We start from the raw sequence: 23,845 nt of genomic DNA, 5'->3' as shown, positions 1-23,845 counted from the left end.
ATATGGGATGATGCGAAAGGTATTTTGCACACAAGTGAAACGTGAACGGAAAAGCATACAGGAGAAATGCGGATGCCCGACGACAAGCATCAAGACAGTCATGAAGAGCATGGACACGGCGGCCATGAAGGACATGGCGGAGGCGGCCACGAGGGACATCACGACCACGACGGCCATGGAGGCGGACACGCGTCGCACCATGCCCAGATGGTCAAGGACTTCAAACGACGCTTCTACGTATCGCTTCTGCTGACGCTTCCGGTCGCATGGCTTTCCCCCATGCTGAGAGGATTTGCCGGTCTCGGTGAACCTGCCGTTCCCGGTCGGTTCATGATTCTTTTCGCCTTTTCCACGGTGATCTTCTTTTATGGTGGCTGGCCGTTCCTCAAGGGCTTCTTCAAGGAAGTATCCAAGAAACAGCCGGGCATGATGACCCTCATCGCGCTGGCGATAACCGTTGCCTACGGGTATTCCAGCCTCGTCTCGTTCGGCCTGCCCGGTCGGGTGTTTTTCTGGGAGCTGGCGAGCCTTATCGTGATCATGCTTCTCGGCCACTGGATCGAGATGCGATCCGTCATGAGCGCTTCCGGGGCCATGGAGGAGCTCGCCAAGCTCATTCCCGGCGAAGCGCACCGTCTCAAAGACGATGGTTCCACCGAGGATGTAAAGGTCAATGAGCTTCAGCCGGGCGACACGGTACTGGTCAAGCCGGGCGAAAGAGTTCCCACTGACGGCGAGATCGTCGAGGGGCATTCCAGCTTGAACGAGTCCATGCTCACGGGTGAATCACAGATGGTCGAGAAGTCGGAAGGCGACGAGGTCATCGGCGGTGCCGTGAACGGCGACGGCTCGCTGACTGTCTCCGTGGGCAAGACCGGCGATGACTCCTTCATCAATCAGGTCATGAGCATGGTGAAGGAGGCACAGGAGAGCAAGTCCCGCGCACAGGGGCTCGCTGATAAGGCCGCCATGTGGCTGACCTACATTGCGCTCGCATCCGGCGCCGTGACCATGATCGTCTGGCTCACGCTCTTCGACAAGGAGTTCATCTTTTCGCTCGAACGCACCGTCACGGTCATGATCATCACCTGTCCGCACGCACTCGGCCTGGCCATTCCGCTGGTGGTGGCCATGATTACCGCCATTGCCGCCAAGCAGGGATTCTTTATCCGCAACAGGACTCCCTTTGAAAAGTCGCGCAATCTTCAGGCCGTGCTCTTCGACAAGACCGGGACGCTCACCAAGGGCGAATTTGCCGTCAGCGACACGGTCGTGTTCGATGACACCATGGATGAAGGTAGGCTGACCAACATGGCGGCCGCTGTCGAGTCGCAGTCCGAGCACCCCATCGGCAAGGCCGTGGTGGAAGCCGCGGAGCAGCCCGGCAAGGCCGAGAATTTTGAAAACATCCCCGGCAAGGGCGCACAGGCCACCGTGGACGGCAGCAATGTGAAGGTCGTCAGCCGCAATTATGCGGACGAGCAGGGGATCGAGTACGACAAGGACAAGGTCACGGACCTTTCAGGAGAGGGCAAGACGCTGGTCTTTGTGCTGGTGGACGACAAGGCCGCCGGATGCATCGCGCTTGATGACGTGATCCGCGACGAGTCTCGCGACGCCGTGGCCAAGCTCAAGGAAATGGGCATTCAGGTCATGATGATTACCGGCGACAATCAGGCCGTGGCTGATCGTGTCGCCAAGGAGTTGGATCTGACGGACTACTTTGCGGAGGTCCTTCCCGACAAGAAGGCCGAGAAGGTCAAGGAAGTACAGGGGCGTGGCCTCATGTGCGCCATGACGGGCGACGGCGTCAATGATGCGCCCGCGTTGGCTCAGGCCGACGTGGGTATCGCCATCGGCGCAGGAACCGACGTGGCGCAGGAGACTGCGGATATCGTATTGGTCCGCTCCAACCCCGGAGATGTCGTGAAGGTCATCGAACTGTCGCGCACCAACCGCCGCAAGACCATCCAGAACCTCTTCTGGGCAACGGGGTACAACGCCTTTGCAATCCCCCTTGCTGCCGGCGTGCTCTACAAATGGGGCATTTTGCTCAACCCCGCAGCCGGTGCACTTCTCATGTCGCTTTCCACGGTCATCGTCGCAATCAACGCCAAGCTGATTCGAACTCCCGAAAGCGCCTGATGGCAACAGGCTGCAATACTTGAATTCAAGCCGGTTCCGTTCCTCGGGACCGGCTTTTTTTATCATGTCTACCACCCTTTTAGTTCAAAAACCTCATTCACGGTGCTATGCAAAGATGACCTTTCCCGTATCAAACCGGCGAGGTGTGGGGCATTCATGCTCCGGCAGGAAGAGAGTCCACGGCAACCGAGGAGGGCGGTGTGGTCCAGGTGGAGAAATCGCATTACGAATTCAAGCAGTATTTCGACAAGCGCCGATGGATGAGCCTCTACCATCAGGTTGACGAAGTGGTGTCGCTGTCACCGCGAAATGTCCTTGAGATAGGCCCCGGCGCAGGGCTCTTCGGTACGATTCTGGGAAAATATGATGTCCGGGTCGATGCTGTGGATTATGATGTGCAACTCAGGCCGGATATAGTGGCTTCGGCCACGGACCTGCCGTTACGGGATGAGTCGTATGATTGCGTTTGCGCTTTTCAGATGCTGGAGCACCTGCCTTACCAGGACTCCATGAAGGTCTTCGACGAGATGGTTCGAGTGGCGAAGCGTCATTTGGTCATTAGTCTGCCCGACGTGACGGGCGGCTGGCCGCTGACGGTCCACGTGCCGAAACTGGGCGTAAAAAGGGTGCTTGTGCCGAAGCCCGGATTCATGCTGAAGCTGCCGAAGATCATTGATCAGCATTACTGGGAGCTGGGCAGACCCGGCTATTCTGCTGGAGAAGTGCTTGAGGATCTTGGTCGGCGCAATGTGGAGTTGCTGAAAGAATACAAGGTGCACGAGTATCCGTATCATCACTTCTTTGTCTTCACTAAATACAGGCGGTGAAGTCTGAAATGCCGTCCAGACTGATCTATTAACAGCACGCCGTGTCGTTGGTGCGGTGAGTCGTTGCAGTCCTTTCGTGGTCGGGGCGAATGTCCACAGTCGGGAAGGGTGGCTGTTGATAGGGGACAGCCCTTCGTCGTGCAGGCGGATAGTCCCGTGATTTCGGCTTATTTTTAGCTGGACAAAGCTCCTTCCGCATTGCGAAAGGGCGCGATAGACTATAAGCTGTGGGTTGAACGGTATGACACGAAGCTCGTGTGGTGTATCGAAAAACAACCGGACGCAACGGGCTGGCCCCATGCGGTCGTATTTATCGGGAAAGGTGATGCCGGAAATAAAGATACTCGTGGTGGAAGACGATACCATCGCCAGCATGGACGTGCAGGCCAGTCTTGAGCGCATAGGTTACAAGGTGGCCGCGACAGCCTTGACGGGCGAGGATGCAGTGCGTCTTTGCGGTGAACTCGATCCCGACCTCGTCCTCATGGATGTGAGGCTTGAAGGGGAGATGGACGGTGTCGAGGCAGCGGAGCAGATCACCGAACTGTACGGTACGCCCATCATCTACCTGACCATTTTTTCAGACAATGAGACGCTGAGCCGCGCAAAAGTCTCCGGGCCTTACGGCTTTCTGCTCAAACCCGTGGACGAGCGCGACCTGCGTTCGGCCATTGAAGTTGCGCTTTACAAGCACAAGATGGAGCGGGAACTGCGGCAGGCCCGCAAGGAGACCGAGGCGGCCAATGCAGTGAAGACCTCGTTTCTGGCCACAATCAGCCATGAGCTGCGTACCCCCATGAACGGCGTGCTCGGGATGACCGAGCTTCTGCTGCTTTCCGACCTGCCCGAAGAGCATAAGAGTAATGTGGAGCTGATAAAAGAGTCAGCCATGTCCCTGCTTAACGTGCTGAATCAGATTCTCGACTACTCCAAGCTGGAGGCCCGGATACAGGCCCTGCGTGAAACCGAGTTCCGCATCCGCGAGCTGTTGGAAAGCGTGGTGACTCAGTATGAGGGGCCGGCCAGAGCCAAGGGCATAGAACTTGGTTTTTCTATGGATCCCAATGTGCCGGAATTGGTACTCGGTGATTCGGGAAAACTGCGTCAGGTGGTCAAGAACGTGGTGGAAAATGCGGTCAAGTTCACGTCCGAGGGACGTATCGACGTGGAAGCACGGCTGGCCCATCCGTCCGAATACAGGGGGGAACAGCCTGCCGAGGACCGGGTTCGTCTGCACGTGGCCGTCAGGGACACCGGTTGCGGTATCCCACCGGAAAAGCTCGGTGGCATCTTCGAATGCTTCACGCAGGTGGACGACTACATGACCCGCAAGGAAGGCGGCCTCGGGCTGGGACTCGCCATTTCAAGCCGTCTGGCAACCCTGCTGGGCGGTGAAATCTGGACCGAGTCCGAGGAGGGCAAAGGCAGCGTGTTCCACATCACCGCCGATCTTCAGCCTCAGGATGTGGTTGAGGCCGAAAGCGACAGCGGTACCGGTTCCCTGCGCGGACTGAGTATCCTCATCGCCGACGACGATCTTATCAGCAAAACCTATTTTTCCCGCATCCTCGAAAAGCACGGATGCAGTGTCGAGGCGGTGGACGACGGCTCCAAGGCCGTGCGCCGACTTGCGGAAGAGGATTACGATCTGGTGCTCATGGATATTCAGATGCCCGAAATGGACGGCATTGAAGCGACTCGTATAATCCGGGCCGGGAAAGGCGGCGTGCGCAAGCCTTCCATTCCTATTGTTGCCCTGACGGCCCACGCCATGTGGGGGGACGAGCAGCGATGCCTGCATGCCGGGATGGACAATTATCTTGCCAAGCCCGCGGACATCGACACCCTGTCTTCTGTAATCCGAGCGACGCTGGACGGCGGGGAAGAATCCGGTCATGTCGAATAAAAACAATGCCTTCATGAGCATCTATTCCGTCACCCTGACGGTTTTGCTCGGGTCGGCGCTCTACCTCGGATACATGCTCGTGGAGGCTTTTCTCCACGCGCTGCTTCTTTCCTGCGTGCTGGCCATCATGTGTTCGCCGCTCATGTTCAAAGCGCTGGAGCTGACCGGCGGCAGGCGCAAGGTCTCGGCGGCGCTGACCACCCTGACCATCGTGGTGGTCCTGCTGATTCCCATGGCGGTTGTCATGGTCGCCCTTGTCAATCAGGGACTTGATTCGCTGGCCGCCATCAACCAGTGGATTCGGGTGACCGACTTCGAGAAGCTCGCCGCTTCGTCGGAGGTGACACACTATCTCGCCTGGATTCACGACAAGATTCCGTTTCTGGATCTGGACGGCGGCGAGATCCGCACCCGGATCCTCGACTACTCGCGGGAGTTCGCCCAGACCATGCTTCAGTACAGCACGGTGCTGGTGCGGGATACCTTCCGCATCATCCTGCTTTTCCTGCTCATGATCTTCGCGCTGTTCTATTTTCTGCGTGACGGCACGCAGATGGTCGCTTTCATCAAGCGCGTCTCTCCGCTTCGCGAACGTCAGGAAGACTACATCATCGAAAGTCTCAAGCGCGTTTCTCGCGGCGTGCTCATGGGATGCCTGCTTGTTGCGGTGCTGCAGGGCATCGTCGGCGGCATAGCCCTTTCCATCTGCGGCATCCCCGGTGTGTTCTGGGGCGCCATGACCGCTTTCTGTTCGCTGGTTCCCGTGGTCGGCACGGGTATCATCTGGGTCCCGGCGGCCGTGTACCTGTTCATCACCGGGCAGTGGCAGCTCGGCCTGTTCCTGACACTGTGGTTCTCGCTCATCGTGGTCAGCATCGACACGTTCCTGCGGCCATACTTCATGCGCGAGGCGGCACGGGTCTCCACGTTCTACATTTTCATTGCCATCCTCGGCGGCATCTCGGCCTTCGGGATGCTGGGCATCCTTTACGGCCCGCTCATTCTCAGCTTCGTGATGGTCATGCTTCAAATCTACACCGAAGAATACGGGGAATCGTTCAAGAAAAAGGAGAACGACTAGTCCATGCGTTTCGCTCCGTTCATCATTCTCATCCTGCTGTTGACCCTCTGCGCATGTGCTCCCAAGGAAATAGAGCCGACGGAGACCGAGCAGACGCGTTTCGTGCTCCAGAAAGACGCGAAAGCCGAGGCCCGTTCCCTGTCGCCCGCCTATCAGGGGCTTGCTTCCTATGAAGACTTGCGGCCTGCTATCGAGCGCAGCCTCGAATACGTTCGGTACCGTCCCGCGGAACGGGTGGCCGCGTCCTATGGCGGTCTGATGGTGAAGTGGGGGCAGGTGCGCCGTTCCCTTGAGGAGCTCCTTGAGCTGCTGCCGCGGCTGGATGAGAATCCGGAGCTTCTTGACGAGCGGTTCACGTGGTTTCGTCTTGATCCCGGCACCCTGCTGACCGGATACTACGAGCCGCTCATCCGGGCTTCCAAGGTCAGGACAGATAAGTACAGCCACCCCTTGTACCGACAGCCCGAGGACCTCAAGACCATTGATCTCGGAAAGTTTCATCCGCGCTGGGAAGGGCAGCGGCTTACTTATCGCTCGGAAGAGGGCGAAGCCATGCCGTATTTCGACCGTAAGGACATCGACGGCGCGGGCGCGCTTGCCGGGCGCGGGCTGGAGATAGCCTGGCTGGCCGATCCCGTGGATGCCTTCTTCCTCCAGATTCAGGGCTCTGGACGACTCGTCTATCCTGACGGAAGCATGGAGCATGTGCTCTATGCCGGAAAGAACGGGCGTCAGTACCGCTCCCTCGGCCGCATACTCATCGACGACGGCCGTGTGTCCAAGGACGAGATGAGCATGAAGCGCATCCGGCAGTTCCTTGCGGCGCACCCCGAGGAACGCGATGATTATCTTTTCCGCAATCCCAGCTATGTCTTTTTCCGCCTTCACGACGAAGGTCCGTACGGCAGCATCGGCCGGACCCTGACTCCGTACGTGAGTGTTGCCGTGGATCCGTCCACCATTCCCCTCGGCTCGCTGCTGGCGCTTCGAACCGAGCTGCCTGCGGAAAACGGCGAGACCGATCCTTTTGCCTCGCTCGTGTTGGCACAGGACACTGGCGGGGCCATCAAGGGCACCCGCTGTGACCTGTTCTGCGGCTTCGGTCCGAAGGCCCGTTTCCTTGCCGGGCATCTTCAGCACGACGCGCAGATATTCATGCTCCTCAGCCGCTCGGCGTTGGAAGGATAGCGCTTCTCCCATCTTTTAGGGGTCTTGCTTCGGCAATGTCCTTTTCCTGTATCCGGCGGTCTAATGACCGCCGGAGTGGAAATGTTTAGTAGCTTGCCCCTCACGGGCGTTGTGGTAGATTTTCGGAGTCCGACCCGACCCGAAAAGATCAGCGCCGGAGGAGTGCATGACTGTTGTTCCCATGAAGAGAAGACCCGCTGAAGAAGCCACCGGAAGAGTCGAGGTGGTGGGCAGGGCCGTGGGCGAGGAAGCCGCCTTGTCTGCCGTGCCATTGTATTTCGAACCGGTCTCCGCAGGATTCCCCTCTCCGGCCGACGATTACGTGGAGACTGCCCTCGATCTCAACGAGTACCTCGTGAACAACCCCGCTGCCACGTTCATGGTCCGCGTCACGGGCGACTCCATGATCGAGGCGGGCATCCACGACGGCGACGTGTTGGTGGTGGACCGCTCCCGTGATCCCGTGCCCGGAAAGATCGTGGTGGCGGTGCTGGACGGCGAACTGACGGTCAAACGGCTTCAGGAGCGCGACGGGAAGCCTGTCCTGGTGCCGGAGAATTCGGCGTTTAGGCCCATCGTGGTGGAGCGCGGGCAGGAGCTGTTCGTCTGGGGCGTGGTTTCCGGCGTGGTCAGGAGGGTCTAGTGGAGCCGTTTTTTTACGCCATGGTGGACTGCAACAACTTCTACGTTTCCTGCGAACGGGTCTTCGCTCCCGCGCTGGAAGGGCGGCCCGTAGTGGTGCTTTCCAACAACGACGGCTGCGTCATCGCCCGTTCCAACGAGGCCAAGGCGCTTGGGATCGGCATGGGCGAACCGGCCTTCAAGCGCGAAACTTTTTTCAGAAGCCACGGCGTGACTGTCTTCTCTTCCAACTACGCACTCTACGGCGATATGTCTTCTCGCGTGCAGCAGGTCCTTACGTGCTTTTCTCCCGAGATTGAGCATTACTCCATTGACGAGTCCTTTCTGATCATGCGTAGCCGCGATCCCCGGAGGCTTTTGGAGCAGGCCGCGGAGATGCGCCGTACGGTGTACCGCTGGACCGGCATCCCGGTCTGCGTCGGGCTGGCGCGGACCAAGACGCTGGCCAAGGTTGCCAACCGCATTGCCAAGAAGCGGGAAGGGACCAATGGCGTCTGGCTCATGGACGGCGCCGCGCAGGTTTGCGATGAGCTGGCCGGGGTCCCCGTGGAGGACGTTTGGGGCATCGGCCGCAGGAGTGCGCGCAAGCTGCGGGCGTGCGGCGTGCGCAGTGCGCGGGACCTGACTTTGCGTACCCGGGACTGGGTGCGCGAAAAGCTCACCGTGTGCGGCCTGCGCACCATGATGGAGTTGCAGGGCATCCCCTGCCACCCCTTCGAGGAACAGCCGCCCGCCGCCAAGAGCGTTACCTGTTCCCGTTCCTTCGGCACTCGTATCACCCGGCTGGATGCGTTGGAGGAAGCGCTCTGCGCCTACGTGCAGCGGGCAGCCGAGAAGCTCAGGACGCGTGATCTTCAGGCCGGGGCCGTGCAGGTCCTTCTCTCCACCAACCGCTTTGCCGAAGACCCGCAGTACAACGGGAGCGGCTGCCTGCCGCTGGACAGGCCCACCTCGCACACGCCCAGCCTGCATCGCAAGGCGCTGTCCATCCTGCGCGACATCTACCGTGAGGGATACAAATATCAGAAAGTCGGCGTGCTCATGCTTGACCTGGCGGAGCGCGGGCAGCGGCAGCTCACTTTCGACGACTACCGCAACGCACCTGATGAGACGCGTCGCGATTCGCTCATGAAGACGCTGGATTCGGTCAATGCCCGTTTCGGTCGGGACAGTCTGCGCTTCGGCGGAGCGGGGCTTGGCCGCAAGGAATGGCATATGCGCCAGCGGCGGCTATCCCGAAGATTTACCACGTCATGGGCCGAAATCCCGCAGGTTCGCTGATCCTGAAAAGTGGGCGGAACTGCCGTTGCGCGCAAAAAAGGGGAACCGGCTCGGCCGCTTCCCCTTTTTCGTCATTCTGTGGCGGAAACTACAGGTTGTAGAGCTTTTCGCCCGGGATGACGTTGATGTTGTTCTTCTGGAGTACTTCGATGCCCTGCTCGGTGCGGTCGAAGCGGAAGATCAGCACGGCGGAGTTGCCGCTTTGCTGCACGAAGGCGTACATGTATTCCACATTGATGCCTTCGTTCTGCAGCAGGGTCAGGATGTGGTTCAGTCCGCCGGGCTGGTCGTCGATCTCGACGGCCACCACGTTGGTCCGGCCCACGGTGAAGCCGTGTTCCTTCAGCGCGGCACGGCCTTTTTCGAAATCGTCCACGATCAGGCGCAGGATGCCGAAGTCGGAGGTGTCCGCCAGCGAGAGCGCACGGATATTGATGCCGGTCTCTTCGAGGATGCGGGTCACCTCGGCCAGACGGCCGGCACGGTTTTCAAGAAATATGGAGAGTTGGTCGACTTTCATTTCGTCCTCTCTTGCGTCGATGGTTAGGAGTCGTTCCGCTTGTCGATGATGCGTTTGGCCTTGCCCTCGGACCGTTCGATGCCCTGTGGGTTGACCAGCTTGCACTTGACCGACACGCCGAGGAATTCCTTGATGTTCTTTTGTACCTTGGATTCAAGCCGTTGTAAATTCTTGATCTCGTCGGAGAACACGGACTCGTTGACCTCCACCATGACGGTGAGGGTGTCGAGGTTGCCCTGGCGTTCCAGAATGAGCTGATAGTGCGGGGTGAGGCCTTCGGTCTCGATGAGGATGGACTCGATCTGGGACGGGAAGACGTTGACGCCGCGGATGATCAGCATGTCGTCGCTGCGACCGGTGACGCGGGCCATGCGTGCGGTGGTGCGTCCGCATTTGCAGGGGGCGGTGTTCAGCGTGGTCAGGTCGCGGGTGCGGTAGCGCACGAGGGGAATGGCTTCTTTGGTCAGGGTGGTGATGACCAGCTCGCCGGTCTCGCCCGGGGGCAGCGGCTCGCCGCTTTCGGGATCGATGACTTCCACGAGGAAGTGGTCTTCCATCATGTGCAGGCCGTCCTGCGCCTCATGACATTCGATGCCCACGCCCGGTCCCATGATCTCGGACAAACCATAGATGTCGATGGCGGTGATGCCGAGGCGGGATTCGATGTCGCGGCGCATTTCCTCGGTCCATGGCTCGGCCCCGAAGATGCCGATGCGCAGCGGGAGTTTCTTGACGTCGATGCCCATTTCTTCTGCCATTTCAGCAAGGAAGAGGCTGTAGGAGGGAGTACAGCAGATCACGTCGGGCTGGAAGTCGCGAAGGAGCATGGCCTGACGGCGCGTGCCGCCGCCGGAGACCGGGACCACGGTGGCGCCCAGTTCCTCGGCTCCGTAGTGGGCGCCGAGGCCGCCGGTGAAGAGGCCGTAGCCGTAGGCGTTGTGGATCATGTCGCTGGGGGAAGCGCCTGCTGCCATGTAGCTGCGGGCCATCATGCGTCCCCAGTTGGCAATGTCGCGCTTGGTGTACCCCACGACCGTGGCCTTGCCGGTGGTGCCGGAGGAGGAGTGGATGCGCACGATGTTGTCGCGGCTGACCGCGAACAGACCGAAGGGGTAGTGGTTCCTGAGATCCTGCTTTTCGGTGAAGGGCAGGTGCTTGACGTCGGACAGGCTCTTGATGTCCGAAGGCTTGATGCCGCGCTCGTCAAAGCGTTTCCTGTAGAAGGGGACGTTGTGGTACACCCTTTCGCAAAGGGATTGCAGCCGTTTGAGCTGGAGTTGCTCCATCTCGTCCCGTGGCAGGGTCTCAAGATCCTGGTCGAAGATCATCTGTCGGTCCTCCTTCGGTTGCGTGCAAGAAAAAAGGCCACGGGGTGGAACCCGTGGCCTGTAGTGTCGGTGCTGACCGTCTTCCGCTCCACGAGTCCCCATCAAGTGGGGTTCATAAAGAGAAAAAAGACGGTAAAAAACTGTTTGAGCATGAACAGCTTCATGCAACAATCACCTTGATGGTGTCAAGCCTCAAGCGTACGAATGAGGATGATCAGTCCAAAAAACAACCGCTTGCGGTTTGTGTCCCGGGTAATTCGCAAGGTCGGCTGCGGCGGCTTGCAGGAGCGGGCGCAATCCATTACAGTTCGCCCGGAGTATCGATATGCTTGAAGATTTCATACAGCTCGTCGCGGGGTCCCGTACCTACCGCAGGTTCAGGGAGGATGAACGAATCGCTCCGGAAACCTTGCGTTCCCTCGTCCGGGCGGCGTCGCTCACGCCTTCGGCCGGAAACCTTCAGCCTTTGCGGTATGTCCTCGTGGGCTCGAAGAGACTCTGTGACAGGGTGTTCGACAGCCTCGGCTGGGCCGCCTATCTCGAAAGCTGGCCCGGTCCGGCGGAAGGACAGCGCCCTGCGGCCTATATAGTGATTTGCAGCCCCAAAGGGCGCGGAGCCCCCAAGATTGATGTGGGCATAGCGGCACAGACCGTCATGCTCGCGGCCCACAGCGCGGGGCTTGGTGGATGCATGATAGGCAGTTTTGATGCGAAACGCGTCGCCCGCATCCTTGAAATGGAAGATGAACACGACCCGCTTCTGGTGCTCGCGCTGGGCGTTCCCGATGAGAAAGTGGTTATGGAACCGCTTCCCAATGGCGGCGATGTCAGGTATTGGCGCGATTCGGAAGGGGTTCACCACGTACCGAAACGCGCTCCCGAGGATCTCGTGATCCGGGAGCTGTTTTAAGAAAAGCCAGAAAAACGGCGGAAATAGATGAAGAAAGAAAAGAAGTTCAGAGATATCGACAGCACCGAGAAGGTGGCGCTGGCCGCCAAGTGGCTCGACGACAAGCAGGCCTCCGACATCGTGATGCTGGACGTGCAGGGGCTTTGCTCCATCACGGACCAGCTTGTGGTCTGCTCCGCCCGAAGCGTGAAGCACGCCCAGTCTCTGGCCGATCATCTGCTCGACCAGTGCAGCAAGGAAAACCTCGAATTCTTCGGCATCGAAGGGCGGCCCAGCGGAGAGTGGGTGCTCGTGGACATGAACGACGTCATCGTTCACATATTCCAGAGTGACGTCCGCGATCACTACAACATAGAAGGCATGTGGTCCGAGGCCGAACGCACCGATTACCAGGGAGAGTAGCGTGAGCACAGCACCGACCCTCCTGCTCATTCTCGACGGATGGGGCATCGCCCCCGACGGCGAGGGCAACTGCGTGTCCTGCGCCTGCACCCCGAAGCTCGACGAACTGGCCCGGCGGTATCCCTCCACACAGCTCGAATGTTCGGGCCGCGCTGTGGGACTGCCCGACGGGTTCATGGGCAACTCGGAAGTCGGGCACATGAACATCGGTGCCGGACGCATTGTCTATCAGGACATGACCCGCATCGACATGGCCGTGGAAGACGGCAGTCTTTTTGAGAACCCAGCGCTGATCCAACTTGCCGAGCAGGTGAAGCAGGGTAGCGGCAGGCTGCATCTCATGGGTCTCGTCTCCGACGGCGGCGTGCACAGCCATCAGCGGCACATCGAAGCGCTTCTCGAATTTGCCCGCAGGCAGGGCATTTCCGAGGTGCTGGTGCATGCGTTCATGGACGGTCGTGATACCCCGCCCACCAGTGGCGCTGGGTATCTGGAGCGTCTTGGGCAGAGCATGGAGCGCATAGGTGTTGGCCGCATCGCATCCATCGCCGGTCGGTACTGGGCCATGGACCGCGACAAGCGCTTCGAACGCGTTGAGCAGGCGTGGAAGATGCTGGTGGACGGCGAGGGTGCGGAAATCGACGATCCCGTTGCAGCCGTGCGCGCCGCTTATGAGGAAGGTGAGAACGACGAATTTATCAAGCCCCGTCAGGTGCGTGGCGCGGACCACGCCATTGGCGATGGCGATGGCGTGTTCTTCTTCAATTTCCGTGCGGACCGCGCCCGCGAACTGTGCACCGCCTTTTTCTCGCAGGAATTTTCGGAATTCGAGCGCAAAACCGTGCCCGATCTGGCTGGTTTCGCCACCATGACGCGGTACGAATCCAGCTTCCCCATGCCGGTTGCCTTTCCGCCGCAGAGTCTGCAAAACACGCTGGGCGAGGTGGTTTCCGACCTCGGCAAGTCACAGCTTCGCATAGCGGAAACCGAAAAATACGCTCACGTCACCTACTTCTTCAACTGCGGACGCGAAGAGCCGTTTGACGGCGAAGACCGCGTGCTGGTCCCGTCCCCGCGTGAAGTGGACACCTACGACCAGAAGCCGCAGATGAGCGCGGAAGAGGTTACGGACAAACTCATCGAGCGGATCGGAGACTACGATCTCAGCGTCTGCAACCTCGCCAATCTCGACATGGTGGGGCATACCGGCGTGATCTCGGCTGCGAACACCGCATGTGAGACCGTGGATGCCTGTGTTGGCCGCATCGTTGACGCGGTGCTTGCCGCAGGCGGAAGGTTGCTGCTCACCGCCGACCACGGTAACGCCGAGGAAATGATCGGCCCGGACGGCGGCCCTCAGACCGCGCACAGCACCAACCTCGTTCCATGCATTTACATCGCGGACGACGCGCACTCCCGTCGTCTCGCTCCCGGTAAGCTCGGTGACATTGCCCCCACCATCCTTGACTTGTGGGGCGAAGAGAAGCCCGAGGACATGACCGGAAACAGTCTTTTCGAATCGGAGAATCAATGAGCCAGAACAGTAAGCCCCTGACTCCGGTGAAGCCCCGGAGCATGGAGATGATCTATCTTTATCCGTGTCCCCACTGTGGTCGCGAAGTGCCGCTGATAGCCCCCACCCGGCCCGCCATGGCCCAGTGCGATGCCTGTCGCAAGAGCTTTCCCATCGTCCCGGTGGACGAGAAGGCCATCCGTTTCATGAAGATCATGCTCGACGGCGGCAAAGCCGGGATCGATCCGGATTTTCTCTAGCCGCACTGCATACCCGAATAGCAAGGGCCTTCCTCGGAAGGCCCTTTTTTGGTGCCGATTATTCTGTTTCGTCATTCATAACCGGTCGCGCATGTTGGTCCCTTCCTTGCTTTGTTCAGTCCCGTTCACTGCGCGAAGGAGGAAGAATGGTTTGCAGTCATAGAAATTCGGTATCAATTGCAGTCAGTTGTTTTGTGCTTGGGGTCAGTCTGGCCGTTTTGCTGGTTCAGGCGCTTCATGCGAGCGAATCGCCATTATTGTCATCCGTGTTCACCGGTCTTTTGGCCATGGGAACGGGCCTTTGCGCCGCCGGTGTGTGCGTTTGGGGAATCTTTCGTGAAAAACGGGCCCGCACGAGAGGTGCAAAGCTGCGTGAACGGCTTGTAAAGCTTCTTCCCAAGTCTGAATCGACAAATTCACGATCTGACGATCTTGTGAGTCTTGTTGACGAGCTTGTAAAAAAGCTCGGAGAGCTTGAGGAGAAGTGCGAGCTTGGAGACAGAAATCTTAATGAAACCAAGTTCGGGCTGGACAAGGCCAGAGTACAGGTCAGGGAAACCCGCCAGCAGGCCGAGGCCGCACGGTGCCGTGGACTGCTGTCTGCCTCGGAAACCATGGGCGGCGCATTGCGTTCCATCAAGGAGCACGCACGTAGCCTTGAAGAGGCAATGAAACGTTCGGCGGATCATGCCGCCAGTCAGCAAAATCACCTTGCTTCGGCCGCTTCCGCCATGGATCAGATGAATGCGTCCATTGCGGAAACCTCCAGAGGGGCCGAGTCTGCGGCAGGCTCGGCGCAGGAAGCCCGCGATTGCGCGGCCGACGGAGCCGAGTTGGTCGAAAATACGCTTGCCGCCATCGATCATGTGGCCCGTGGAACCCGCGACCTTGCCGGTCGTGTGGAAAGCCTCGGCAAGCAGGCAGACGGGGTCGGCAGCATCATTGAGGTTATCAGCGACATCGCGGACCAGACCAATCTGCTGGCACTCAACGCCGCCATCGAAGCGGCCCGTGCCGGAGAGGCTGGACGCGGTTTTGCCGTCGTGGCGGACGAGGTTCGCAAACTGGCGGAAAAAACCATGCAGGCCACCAAGGATGTCGGCGTGGAGATCGGCGGCATTCAGGACGGGGTGAAGGCCACTGTCCAGGGCGTCGAGCAGGCTGTTTCCAGAGCCGGTGAGGCGGCGGAACTGGCGAAGAAATCCGGCGGTGCGCTCGGGGAGATCGTGAATCTTTCCGGTGAAAGTTCGGAGCGAGTGGGCGAGATTGCATCAGCTTCGGCCCAGCAGAGTGCCGCGAGCGATGACCTTGCCAGAACCGTTGCCGACGTGTCGGTTCTTTCCGGCGAGACAGCCGAGGCCATGGAAGCATCCGGTTCGGCCCTGACCAGTCTCGGCGGCAGCGTCGATGATCTGGGCGCACTGGTGGAAGCTTTTAGACTGGTCGGTGAAGGCAAGGCCGGAGCCGTGGTCAACGGGCTTGCGGAGAATCGCAGAATGCGCCCGGATGACAGAAAAGGCATGGAAGAGGCATTGCAGGAAGCCGTCAAACGGAATCGTTTCGTCGAATTGCTTTATGTCACCGATATGAAGGGAAATCAGATCGTGAGCAATGTGCACGGTTCCGTGGACGGTTACAAGGTGGACGCTTCAGCGCATGGTCGCGACTGGTCCGGCAAGGACTGGTTTCAGGGTGCAAAGGAAGATCTGTCGCTGTATGTGTCTGACGTGTATGTCTCCGATGCTTCGGGACAGCGCTGCATCACTGTTTCCGCGCCGTTTTATGCGGGCGGGTCGCAGCCGGTGGGGATCATTGCCGCGGACATCAGCCTTTCCTAGGGAGCGGACCGTCGTCCAAGCTGCATGAGGGCGTTGCCGAGGATGATCAGCACCAGTCCGCCGATGGTGGATGGCAGTATCTCTTCGCCGACGATGAAGTGGATGAGCACCAGCGACAGGAAAGGCGAGAGAAAAATGAGGTTGGCGATTCGTGCATTGCCGCCGCCGTCGGGCATGGAGGCGAACTTGAGGGCGGTGAGCCATAACGCAAAGGTTATCCCCATTTCGAAGACGCCTACGTAGGCCGCTCCGAGAAGTCCCGGCAGCGTTGCGGACGGAAGGCCGTCCGTGAGCAGGCAGGCTGCAAGTATGAGCGGCAACGCCGCAAGGAAGTTCACGAGCAGCCCGGCCACGGGGTCACCCTTGCCGCTGGTGTTGAATATCCAGTAGAGCGCCCAGATGACGGTGCTGAATAAGGCCAGCCCGACACCAAGCGGATCGGAAAATTGCATGTTGAAGAGGTCGCCACGTGTGGAAATGACCACTACACCGGAATAACTGACGAAGATGGCCGCAAGCTGCCTCAGGGTCATGNGTTGACCCAGAAGCGGGATGGACAGCAGGCTCAGTGTTACGGCCCACGTGTAGTTCAGCGGTTGTGCTTCCTGCGCGGGAAGCAGGTCGTACGCTTTGAAAAGAATGATGTAGTAGAGAAACGGGTTGAGGACTCCCAGCCCCGACGCTCGCAGCAGGTCTTTCCGGGGCATATGCAGTTCGCGCAGCTTTCCCTGCCATGCAAGAACGCCCAACAGAGCCAGAATGGAGGCAACGCAGGCCAGCAGGAGCAGCTGCACCGGCGTGAGGTGCCGCAGGGACAACTTGAAGGCAGAGGCCACGGTGGACCAGATGAAAACCGTTGCCAGCCCGAAGGTCATGGCCTTGCTGCGATTGGTCATGGAGCGCTCCTTGTTACTTCAAAACCCCGGTACCGATAGCTTTTTTTATACCCTGAGGGCAAGACGCAAAAACGCCCGGCAGCGTTTCGTTGCCGGGCGTGTTTTCGACTTTGTTCGACGCGTCTACAGGATGACGTGGCGCTTGATGTGGCCCACGGCCTCGTCGATGTCGTCGGTGACCCTGAACAGATCCAGATCTTCTTCCCTGCAGAATCCGTCGCGCACGAGGCGTTCCTTGAACCAGTCCACCAGCGGTCCCCAGAATTCAGTGCCGATGAGCACGATGGGGAAGGGGCGGATGCGCTTGGTCTGGATAAGCACCAGCGCTTCGGAGAGTTCATCAAGGGTGCCGTAGCCGCCGGGCATGGCAACGTAGGCCATGGCATACTTGATGAACATGAGCTTGCGGATGAAGAAGTAACGGAAGTCGCAGCGCACATCCACGAACTCGTTGGCGCCCTGTTCGAGCGGCAGGTGGATATGCAGGCCGATGGATTCGCCGCCGGCTTCTTTCGCGCCCTTGTTGCCTGCCTCCATGAGGCCGGGACCGCCGCCGGTGATGACCGAGAAACCGGCCTCGGCAAGCTTGGCGGAGAGCTGTTCCGTCTGCTTGTAGAGCGGTTCTTCCGGTTTGATGCGGGCGGAGCCGAAAACCGACACGGCAGGACCGATGTCGTTCAGGCTTTCGAAGCCGTCCACCACTTCGGACATGATCTTGAAGAGCCTCCAGGACTCTTTCATGGAGAGGTCGTCAATAAGGTACTGTTTGGACCTGGGCATGGTTTCTCCTTGAATTATACGGGCATTGCGGTGATAACAATGCATGGTTGCCTGATTCGCCCTTTTGGGGCATGAACGTGGGCGCCGTGGCCGAGCGGGTCGGCACATGTCGTTTAGCATTGAATTTCGTCATCGGGAAGGGCGGTAGAACCTTCTTTCGGACCCGGGAGTGAACATATGAAAATCACCTTCATGGGAGCCGCACGGGCGGTTACCGGATCCTGTTACATTCTTGAAAGGGAAGGCGTCCGTTTCGCGGTCGATTGCGGCCTGCATCAGGGCAACAAGGAAATCGAGGCGCGCAACCGCAACCTTGAGGACTACGATTTCGAGAATCTCGATTTCATTCTTGTGACGCACGCGCACATCGACCACAGCGGCCTGTTGCCCGCCGCCGTATCGCACGGCTACAAAGGTCCTATCTATATGACCGAGCCCACCAGCGACCTGCTGGACATCATGCTGCTCGATTCCGCGCATATTCAGGAAATGGAAGCGGAGTGGGCCAACAGGAAACGCAACCGGAAGGGGATGGAGCAGGTTTCCCCGCTCTATACCACCGCAGACGCCGAAGCCACGACCCCGCTTTTCAAGCCCGTCAAATATGGCACGGCCTTTGAGCCCGCTGACGGCGTGACGGTTACTTTCAAAAATGCCGGACACATTCTCGGCTCCGCTTTCATTGAAGTGGAATACTTGGATGAGGGCAAGCACACCAAACTCGTCTTTTCCGGCGACCTTGGCCGTCCGGAACAGCTCATCGTGCAGGACCCCTCGTTGCTGGACTGCGCCGACTATCTTTTTCTTGAATCCACTTACGGCAACCGCGTCCATAAGGACGCACAGAACACTCTGAATGAGCTGGCCGAAGCCATTCAGTACAGCTACTCCAAAGGTGAGAAGGTTGTCATCCCGGCCTTTGCCGTAGAGCGTTCCCAGCAACTCATCTATTCCCTTTTCCTGCTTCACAAGGAAGGAAAGCTGCCCGAGGATATGCCTGTCTACCTCGACAGCCCGCTGGCCATTCGCGCTACCGAGGTCTTCCGGAACCATCCGGAATTTTTCGACGAGCAGACCATGGGCTACATCGAAAACGGCGAGAACCCGCTGGACTTGCCGAACCTGCGCCTGACCCTGTCCACGGACGAGTCCATCGCCATCAACAACACCCCCGGTCCGGCCGTGGTCATATCCGCAAGCGGCATGGCCAACGCTGGCCGCATCAAGCACCACCTGCGCCACAACCTGTGGCGCCCCGGCGCGAGCGTGGTCTTCGTGGGCTATCAGGGCGTGGGCACCATGGGCAGGCGCATCGTCAACGGCGCGGACAAGGTGCGCATCTTCAACGAAGAGGTGGCTGTCAATGCCAAGGTCTTCACCATCAACGGATTCTCGGGCCATGCCGGGCAGGACGAGTTGCTGGACTGGCTGGAGGGCATCCGCGACAAGCCGGTGAAGGTCATCCTTGTCCACGGCGAGGAAAAGGCACAGGACGCCTTTGCCGAAGTCATCAGGGAGCGTTTCGGTTTCGACATTCACATCCCGGAGTACATGGAGGAACTGATCCTCGAACCGGGACGCGAGATGACCCCCGTGGTGGACGCCGCCGTTGCCCGGCCCCGCGTGGACTGGGAATTCCTTGTTGCCGACTCCGAGAAGCTGTTCGAAGAGTTCCGCAAACGCCTCGATGACGTCAAGGAACGTCCGTGGCCGGAGCAGACCGATGTCCGCGACCGCCTCATGGAAGTCAACCGGGCCATGGTCGAGCTCATTTCGGAGATGTAATTCATGCGTATCATCGGCGGAGAATTCAGGGGCCGCAGCATACGCACCTGCGAAGGGCCGGGATACCGGCCCGCCACAGGCAGGGTGCGGGAGTCGATCTTTTCCATGCTGGAGGCGCGCGGCGTGCGCTGGCAGGGTCTTCGTGTGGTGGACATGTTCGCCGGAAGCGGCAGCCTTGCCCTGGAGTCCCTGAGCAGGGGGGCGCAGACCGCGTGGTTCATCGAAAAGAACCGCAAGGCCGCCGGCGTCATCCGGCAGAACCTCTCCGATCTCAAACTCGGCGGTGCAAGAGCCCGCGTATTGTGCAAGGATATTTTCACCGTGCTTTCCCGCCCGCCGGAGAAACCGTTCGGTCTCGGGTTCATTGACCCGCCTTATGGCAAGGACCTCATGGCTCCGGCGCTTGAGAAGGCTCTGGAAAGNGGTTGGTTCGAGGATGGAGCGTTCATCCTCGCAGAAGTTGAAGCCCGCGTGACCGCACCCGACGAGGGGCGGCTCGGGCGTCTGGAACTCATAGCGGACCGTGAATACGGTCAGACCAGGATACTCGTATGGAGAACCTGAACCCAAGGCTGGCAATATACCCCGGCACCTTTGATCCGGTGACCAAGGGGCATGTCTCGCTCATCAAGCGCGGACTCGGTATTTTCGATCACATCGTTTTCGCCATAGCGCGCAGCTCCCCGAAGAAGACCCTGTTTTCTCTCGACGAACGCGTACAGATGGCGCGCGAGGTCTTCGCGGATGAAGACCGTATCATCGTGGAGCCGTTTCACGGATTGCTCATCGACTACGCCAGAAGGCGCGGCGCGGGTGCCATTCTGCGCGGCCTGCGGGCCGTTTCGGATTTCGAGTACGAATTCCAGATGGCGCTGATGAACCGCAAGCTGGATCGCGGCGTGCAGACCGCCTTTCTCATGACCGACTTCAAATGGATGTACCTCAGTTCCACCATAGTGAAGGAAGTGGCCAGCCACGGCGGCAATATAAAGGGACTCGTGCCCGAAGCGGTGGTTTCCCGTTTGTATGCCAAATACGCCACGCCACCTTCCTTGGAGGAGGAGACATGAGTCGAAACGGGACCGTCGTCTGTCTCGTGGGACCGACCGGGGCGGGCAAGACCGCCTCGGCCCTTGCCATGGCTGCGAAACGTCCCGTGTCGGTGATTAACTTCGATTCGAGGCAGGTTTACCGGGACTTTCCGGTCATAACCGCCCAGCCGGATCCGGAGGAGATGCAGGCCTGCCCGCATCTCCTTTACGGTTTTCTGCCTACGCACGAGAGCATCAACGCCGCCCGGTTTACTGAAATGGCGAGAAACGCCGTGGCCGAGGTGCAACAGGCCGGACGGCTTCCAGTGCTGGTGGGTGGAACAGGCATGTATCTGAAAACATTACTTTTCGGCATTGCGCCAATCCCCGAGATTCCGTCCGAAGTGCGTGCGGGAGTCCTGGAACGTCTGGAAACCGAGGGGCCGCAGAAGTTGCACCGCGAGCTTCAGGGGATTGATCCCGACTATGCCGCCAAAATTCATCCCAACGACAGCCAGCGCAATGCCCGGGCCATGGAAGTGTGGCTCGGCACAGGCAGAACCATGACTGACTGGCACGGCGAACAGCATAAGGAAGCCGAGTACGACTATCTGAAAATCGGGCTTGAGGTGGCGTTGGACGATCTCACGCCCCACCTTGAAAAGCGCATCGGCATCATGCTTGGTCGCGGCGCGCTGGAAGAGGCGAGGGCCGCCTGGAAGGCGTGCCCGGACCCGGATGCTCCCGGCTGGTCCGGCATCGGCTGCGCAGAGTTGCTGGAGCATGTCCGTGGACTTATCTCGCTTGATCGGGCCGTGGAGAAGTGGGTGAGGAACACGCGTGCCTACGCCAAACGTCAGCTGACGTGGTTCCGAAAGGAGACCGACATCGAATGGTTCAGCCCTGACGAATCGGAGGCAGTGGCAAATAGGGTGGAGTCGTGGCTTGCTCAGTTGCCGAGCAGCGACAGATGACGCGGCTGAAGGTGCCAGTGCAGCACGGATTGCGAAAACGTCGGACTGGTCTCGATGCAGGTAAGCCCGCCGTTGGCGAAGTGCAGCCTCACTCCGTCCGCACCGCCGAGCAGGCGGGACGCGAGATGTTCCAGCGAGGGCAGGTGCCCGACCACGAGGACCAGTTCGGCTGCGTATTCCTCAAGTGCTTCCAGGGACTTCTCAGGACGGGCCGATGGTTTGAAGCGGGTGTCCGCCGCAATGCCCTCCACCGGGTAGCCGATGGTCTTGGCGACGATTTCGGCGCTCTGTAGCGCACGAAGTTTGTTGCTGGTGATGATGCGGTCGAAGTCCATGCCGAGGGAGCGCATGGATATGGCGTTTCTGCGGATCAGGTCTATGCCAACCGGGCTCAGGGGTTGTTCCGGGTCGGCTTCCTTGGGTAGACATGCGCCGTGCTGCATGAGATGGACGAGCATTTGGTTTTCCCCCTTTTTCCGGTTAGCCTAGCGTATGGGCGGTTCTGCGGCAAGGCGTTCAAATTACGGGTTGCGATATCCGACACGGAACGGTACATGCGGACTGACCCGGAAATTCGGCATTCCTAGGAAGTAACACATGATCGTACGCAAATCTTTATTGACCCTTTTTCTTCTGCTCGTGTGCACACAGATGGCTTTCGCCTTTCGTGGACACGTCCAGAGCCACGAGGGTGCCTCAGTGCATTGGGGCAACGGCGAAGTGGTCTCATCCGTGACCGTGAAGCCTGTGGGTGATGTCCTCGACCCGGTGCGCCGCAAGTCGCTCGCCGTCCGAGAGGCAGCCGTCACCGCAAGAAAGCAGATGCTCGACGTAATCGAGCAGGTGCGCATCGACTCGAACCAGACCGTAGGCTACCGTCTGGCAGAGGATCTGGAGGCTTCCGAGGAAGCTCGCATGTTGCTCCAGAACTCCCCGTTGACCCTGCCCCTGCCTTCGGAAGAGGGGACGGTCGAGTCCATGGGAGAGGTTTCCGCCTCCATTTCCATGCGCGGCGCCATGGCCGAGCTCCTGCTTCCGACCACAATTCCTTTTCTGAGCGGCATCCCGCCGAAGCTGGACAAGGCCGAACAGGCCCCGCCGGAAGACATGGTTGACCCCATGGGGCTCGGCGTCAGGCCCGGGAGCGGCTACTCCGGCGTTATCATTGATGCGCGCGGACTCGACATTACCCCGGCTCTGTGCCCGGTGGTCTATGACGAAAACGGCGTGGGCGTGTACGGACCCTTCGTGGTCAGCCGTTCTGTGGCCGTGAATTCCGGTGTGGCGGCATATTCCAATTCCGATGAATGGGTCGTGGTGCGCAGCCGCGTCGGCGAAACTCCGCTGGTTGTACAGGCCACCGGCAAGGCCACTGCGACCAATCCCGTCATTTCCGCTTCCGACGCCGCTCTCGCCCGTGCCGTACTCGGCAAGAAGGGCATAGGCGATCAGGCCCGCGTGGTCATCGTGCTCGACAGGGAAACCGCACAGGACGCACCTGTCCTCGACGGTGAAACTCCTGAGGACGAGCAGGGCGGCATCCAATACGAAAGCTTCGACCTTGAGGAGTAGACTCGGTGCGAACGTTTTTTCTGACCCTGATCCTTACCTGTCTCGCGACGCTTCCGGCCTTTGCCGGAAATATAGAAGTCTCCGTGGTGGAGGAGGAGAACGAATCCTCCATGGAACTGCAGAACCGCGCCATGAATGAAGCCTTTGCCGAAGCCGTGCACAAGGAGGCGTTGAGACTGCTTCCGCCGCTCGGTGAAAAGCGTTCCGCGCTGTTGCGTGAAGAGCTCAAGGAAAAGGCCGGCTACTATGTTCTGGGCTACGACAAAGTCCAGACCGAGCCTTCCGAAGACGGCCTGACCATGCGCATGAACGTGAAAATCAACCGGCAGGCGCTTCGTGACGGACTCAAGGCCATGGGCGTGTTTTCCACGGCCAGAGAACGGCTGTCCACGGACGTGCGCGTGAAAGGCTTGAACGAGGAAGACCGCATGAAGCTGAAGGATCTCATGCTTCTGACAGGCATTGATCCTTCTTCTGACGTCGATTCTCCGGCCATCATGATTTCCAAGGACGAAAAGGAAATGTTCGATGCGCAGATGCGCATTCCGGGTCGCGTCTGGCGTGGACGCGGCAAGGATCTCGGCGTGGTCTGGAACGATCTCTGGAAGCGCTATTTCACTCGTCAGATGGCTCAGGCACCTAAGACAGGCATGGCGACGCTTCGCATTGCGGGGTGGTTCACTCCGGACGGTGTGCGTGAATTCGACCGCATCCTTCGCAAGTGGGACGGAGCGTTGTCCGACGTGCAGTTGCTGGAGCTGGATATGCAGGCTTCCGGCGTTTCCGGAATCTGGTCTGCACATATTCTCAACAGGGAATTGCTGACCGGTAGGCTGGAGGCGTTCCTGCCGGACCGGGGACTTTCCTACAGCATTGATGAAAAGGCCGACGAGAACGACAGTTAATCCCGCGGCATTGAGAGAATACAAAAAAAGCGGCGTCCCTCGGGACGCCGCTTTTTTGGGC

Annotated in this window: 23 protein-coding genes; 18 read left to right on the top strand and 5 right to left on the bottom strand. The window is 59.4% G+C overall.

Annotated features, from left to right (window positions below; genetic code table 11):
* Window positions 1-72 precede the first annotated feature (72 nt).
* The 7 genes from B149_RS0112225 to B149_RS0112195 all read left to right on the top strand — a co-directional run bounded on the left by B149_RS0112225 (window position 73) and on the right by B149_RS0112195 (window position 9,070).
* On the top strand, window positions 73-2,145 hold the full coding sequence (locus B149_RS0112225; protein ID WP_018125452.1) for a copper-translocating P-type ATPase: 2,073 nt from the start codon (window positions 73-75) through the stop codon (window positions 2,143-2,145).
* Between the two features lie 200 nt (window positions 2,146-2,345).
* On the top strand, window positions 2,346-2,972 hold the full coding sequence (locus B149_RS0112220; protein ID WP_018125451.1) for a class I SAM-dependent methyltransferase: 627 nt from the start codon (window positions 2,346-2,348) through the stop codon (window positions 2,970-2,972).
* A gap of 325 nt (window positions 2,973-3,297) precedes the next feature.
* Complete coding sequence (locus B149_RS0112215; protein WP_018125450.1) at window positions 3,298-4,878, top strand: hybrid sensor histidine kinase/response regulator; 1,581 nt, start codon at window positions 3,298-3,300, stop codon at window positions 4,876-4,878.
* Window positions 4,868-5,959: an AI-2E family transporter gene (locus tag B149_RS0112210; protein ID WP_018125449.1), complete on the top strand. Its 1,092-nt coding sequence runs from the start codon at window positions 4,868-4,870 to the stop codon at window positions 5,957-5,959. The genes B149_RS0112215 and B149_RS0112210 overlap by 11 nt, the downstream gene beginning before the upstream one ends.
* A gap of 3 nt (window positions 5,960-5,962) precedes the next feature.
* Window positions 5,963-7,147 carry a murein transglycosylase A gene (gene mltA / locus B149_RS0112205; RefSeq protein ID WP_018125448.1) on the top strand — a complete coding sequence of 395 codons (1,185 nt, stop codon included), beginning with the start codon at window positions 5,963-5,965 and terminating at the stop codon, window positions 7,145-7,147.
* Between the two features lie 166 nt (window positions 7,148-7,313).
* Window positions 7,314-7,790: a LexA family protein gene (locus B149_RS0112200; RefSeq protein ID WP_018125447.1), complete on the top strand. Its 477-nt coding sequence runs from the start codon at window positions 7,314-7,316 to the stop codon at window positions 7,788-7,790.
* The gene (locus tag B149_RS0112195; protein ID WP_018125446.1) at window positions 7,790-9,070 is read left to right on the top strand and encodes a Y-family DNA polymerase; all 1,281 of its coding nucleotides are present in this window, start codon (window positions 7,790-7,792) and stop codon (window positions 9,068-9,070) included. The genes B149_RS0112200 and B149_RS0112195 overlap by 1 nt, the downstream gene beginning before the upstream one ends.
* Before the next feature lie 88 nt (window positions 9,071-9,158).
* Here the strand turns inward: B149_RS0112195 and B149_RS0112190 are convergent, their stop codons facing one another.
* Complete coding sequence (locus B149_RS0112190) at window positions 9,159-9,590, bottom strand: ACT domain-containing protein (RefSeq protein ID WP_018125445.1); 432 nt, start codon at window positions 9,588-9,590, stop codon at window positions 9,159-9,161.
* 23 nt (window positions 9,591-9,613) lie between these two features.
* Window positions 9,614-10,918, bottom strand: a complete 1,305-nt coding sequence (locus B149_RS0112185) for a phenylacetate--CoA ligase family protein (RefSeq protein WP_018125444.1) — start codon at window positions 10,916-10,918, stop codon at window positions 9,614-9,616.
* 325 nt (window positions 10,919-11,243) lie between these two features.
* On the opposite strand from B149_RS0112185, the gene B149_RS0112180 reads away from it, so the two are divergent.
* From B149_RS0112180 to B149_RS17150, 5 genes are all read left to right on the top strand, one after another.
* Window positions 11,244-11,828 (top strand): nitroreductase family protein, encoded by a 585-nt coding sequence (locus B149_RS0112180; protein ID WP_018125443.1) that lies wholly within the window; start codon window positions 11,244-11,246, stop codon window positions 11,826-11,828.
* 27 nt (window positions 11,829-11,855) lie between these two features.
* Window positions 11,856-12,230 carry a ribosome silencing factor gene (gene rsfS, locus B149_RS0112175; RefSeq protein WP_018125442.1) on the top strand — a complete coding sequence of 125 codons (375 nt, stop codon included), beginning with the start codon at window positions 11,856-11,858 and terminating at the stop codon, window positions 12,228-12,230.
* Between the two features lies 1 nt (window position 12,231).
* A complete protein-coding gene (gpmI, locus tag B149_RS0112170) occupies window positions 12,232-13,764 on the top strand; it encodes a 2,3-bisphosphoglycerate-independent phosphoglycerate mutase (protein ID WP_018125441.1) in 1,533 nt (510 codons plus the stop codon).
* Window positions 13,761-14,003 carry a hypothetical protein gene (locus tag B149_RS0112165; RefSeq protein WP_018125440.1) on the top strand — a complete coding sequence of 81 codons (243 nt, stop codon included), beginning with the start codon at window positions 13,761-13,763 and terminating at the stop codon, window positions 14,001-14,003. Before gpmI ends, B149_RS0112165 begins: the two co-directional genes overlap by 4 nt.
* Window positions 14,004-14,437: 434 nt before the next feature.
* The gene (locus B149_RS17150) at window positions 14,438-15,841 is read left to right on the top strand and encodes a methyl-accepting chemotaxis protein (protein WP_211208187.1); all 1,404 of its coding nucleotides are present in this window, start codon (window positions 14,438-14,440) and stop codon (window positions 15,839-15,841) included.
* Here B149_RS17150 and B149_RS0112155 read toward each other — a convergent pair.
* Window positions 15,838-16,737: a DMT family transporter gene (locus tag B149_RS0112155; RefSeq protein ID WP_018125438.1), complete on the bottom strand. Its 900-nt coding sequence runs from the start codon at window positions 16,735-16,737 to the stop codon at window positions 15,838-15,840. The genes B149_RS17150 and B149_RS0112155 overlap by 4 nt on opposite strands.
* A gap of 123 nt (window positions 16,738-16,860) precedes the next feature.
* The gene (locus tag B149_RS0112150; RefSeq protein ID WP_018125437.1) at window positions 16,861-17,517 is read right to left on the bottom strand and encodes an LOG family protein; all 657 of its coding nucleotides are present in this window, start codon (window positions 17,515-17,517) and stop codon (window positions 16,861-16,863) included.
* Window positions 17,518-17,694: 177 nt separating this feature from the next.
* Here B149_RS0112150 and B149_RS0112145 point away from each other — a divergent pair, with 177 nt between their 5' ends.
* From B149_RS0112145 to miaA, 4 genes are all read left to right on the top strand, one after another.
* Entirely contained in the window at window positions 17,695-19,302 is a 1,608-nt protein-coding gene (locus B149_RS0112145; protein WP_018125436.1) for an MBL fold metallo-hydrolase RNA specificity domain-containing protein, read from the top strand.
* A gap of 3 nt (window positions 19,303-19,305) precedes the next feature.
* Window positions 19,306-19,866: a 16S rRNA (guanine(966)-N(2))-methyltransferase RsmD gene (rsmD, locus tag B149_RS0112140; protein ID WP_018125435.1), complete on the top strand. Its 561-nt coding sequence runs from the start codon at window positions 19,306-19,308 to the stop codon at window positions 19,864-19,866.
* Window positions 19,854-20,372 (top strand): pantetheine-phosphate adenylyltransferase, encoded by a 519-nt coding sequence (coaD, locus tag B149_RS0112135; RefSeq protein WP_018125434.1) that lies wholly within the window; start codon window positions 19,854-19,856, stop codon window positions 20,370-20,372. The genes rsmD and coaD overlap by 13 nt, the downstream gene beginning before the upstream one ends.
* Window positions 20,369-21,307 (top strand): tRNA (adenosine(37)-N6)-dimethylallyltransferase MiaA, encoded by a 939-nt coding sequence (miaA, locus tag B149_RS0112130; protein WP_018125433.1) that lies wholly within the window; start codon window positions 20,369-20,371, stop codon window positions 21,305-21,307. Before coaD ends, miaA begins: the two co-directional genes overlap by 4 nt.
* Here miaA and B149_RS0112125 read toward each other — a convergent pair.
* Window positions 21,283-21,765 carry a SixA phosphatase family protein gene (locus B149_RS0112125; protein WP_018125432.1) on the bottom strand — a complete coding sequence of 161 codons (483 nt, stop codon included), beginning with the start codon at window positions 21,763-21,765 and terminating at the stop codon, window positions 21,283-21,285. The two genes, miaA and B149_RS0112125, sit on opposite strands and share 25 nt — an antisense overlap.
* A 139-nt stretch (window positions 21,766-21,904) precedes the next feature.
* Between B149_RS0112125 and B149_RS17145 the strand changes: the two genes are divergently transcribed.
* Window positions 21,905-22,879 carry a hypothetical protein gene (locus B149_RS17145; RefSeq protein WP_018125431.1) on the top strand — a complete coding sequence of 325 codons (975 nt, stop codon included), beginning with the start codon at window positions 21,905-21,907 and terminating at the stop codon, window positions 22,877-22,879.
* Window positions 22,880-22,884: 5 nt separating this feature from the next.
* Window positions 22,885-23,784 carry a hypothetical protein gene (locus tag B149_RS0112115; RefSeq protein WP_018125430.1) on the top strand — a complete coding sequence of 300 codons (900 nt, stop codon included), beginning with the start codon at window positions 22,885-22,887 and terminating at the stop codon, window positions 23,782-23,784.
* Window positions 23,785-23,845: the final 61 nt, after the last annotated feature.

This window comes from Desulfovibrio oxyclinae DSM 11498 (assembly GCF_000375485.1).
Taxonomy (GTDB): domain Bacteria; phylum Desulfobacterota; class Desulfovibrionia; order Desulfovibrionales; family Desulfovibrionaceae; genus Pseudodesulfovibrio; species Pseudodesulfovibrio oxyclinae.
The sequence above is the reverse complement of the archived record's forward strand: the minus strand, read 5'-3'. Positions and strand labels throughout refer to the sequence as shown.

Excerpts from the sequence above, each read along its gene's own strand:
- B149_RS17145 (WP_018125431.1), top strand. The coding sequence starts at position 21,905 with ATGATCGTACGCAAATCTTTATTGACCCTTTTTCTTCTGCTCGTGTGC.
- B149_RS0112215 (WP_018125450.1), top strand. The coding sequence starts at position 3,298 with ATGCCGGAAATAAAGATACTCGTGGTGGAAGACGATACCATCGCCAGC.
- B149_RS0112180 (WP_018125443.1), top strand. The coding sequence starts at position 11,244 with ATGCTTGAAGATTTCATACAGCTCGTCGCGGGGTCCCGTACCTACCGC.
- B149_RS0112190 (WP_018125445.1), bottom strand. The coding sequence starts at position 9,590 with ATGAAAGTCGACCAACTCTCCATATTTCTTGAAAACCGTGCCGGCCGT.
- mltA (WP_018125448.1), top strand. The coding sequence starts at position 5,963 with ATGCGTTTCGCTCCGTTCATCATTCTCATCCTGCTGTTGACCCTCTGC.
- B149_RS0112225 (WP_018125452.1), top strand. The coding sequence starts at position 73 with ATGCCCGACGACAAGCATCAAGACAGTCATGAAGAGCATGGACACGGC.
- B149_RS0112165 (WP_018125440.1), top strand. The coding sequence starts at position 13,761 with ATGAGCCAGAACAGTAAGCCCCTGACTCCGGTGAAGCCCCGGAGCATG.
- B149_RS0112150 (WP_018125437.1), bottom strand. The coding sequence starts at position 17,517 with ATGCCCAGGTCCAAACAGTACCTTATTGACGACCTCTCCATGAAAGAG.
- B149_RS0112210 (WP_018125449.1), top strand. The coding sequence starts at position 4,868 with ATGTCGAATAAAAACAATGCCTTCATGAGCATCTATTCCGTCACCCTG.
- B149_RS0112185 (WP_018125444.1), bottom strand. The coding sequence starts at position 10,918 with ATGATCTTCGACCAGGATCTTGAGACCCTGCCACGGGACGAGATGGAG.
- B149_RS0112145 (WP_018125436.1), top strand. The coding sequence starts at position 17,695 with ATGAAAATCACCTTCATGGGAGCCGCACGGGCGGTTACCGGATCCTGT.
- coaD (WP_018125434.1), top strand. The coding sequence starts at position 19,854 with ATGGAGAACCTGAACCCAAGGCTGGCAATATACCCCGGCACCTTTGAT.
- miaA (WP_018125433.1), top strand. The coding sequence starts at position 20,369 with ATGAGTCGAAACGGGACCGTCGTCTGTCTCGTGGGACCGACCGGGGCG.
- B149_RS0112200 (WP_018125447.1), top strand. The coding sequence starts at position 7,314 with ATGACTGTTGTTCCCATGAAGAGAAGACCCGCTGAAGAAGCCACCGGA.
- B149_RS0112125 (WP_018125432.1), bottom strand. The coding sequence starts at position 21,765 with ATGCTCGTCCATCTCATGCAGCACGGCGCATGTCTACCCAAGGAAGCC.
- rsfS (WP_018125442.1), top strand. The coding sequence starts at position 11,856 with ATGAAGAAAGAAAAGAAGTTCAGAGATATCGACAGCACCGAGAAGGTG.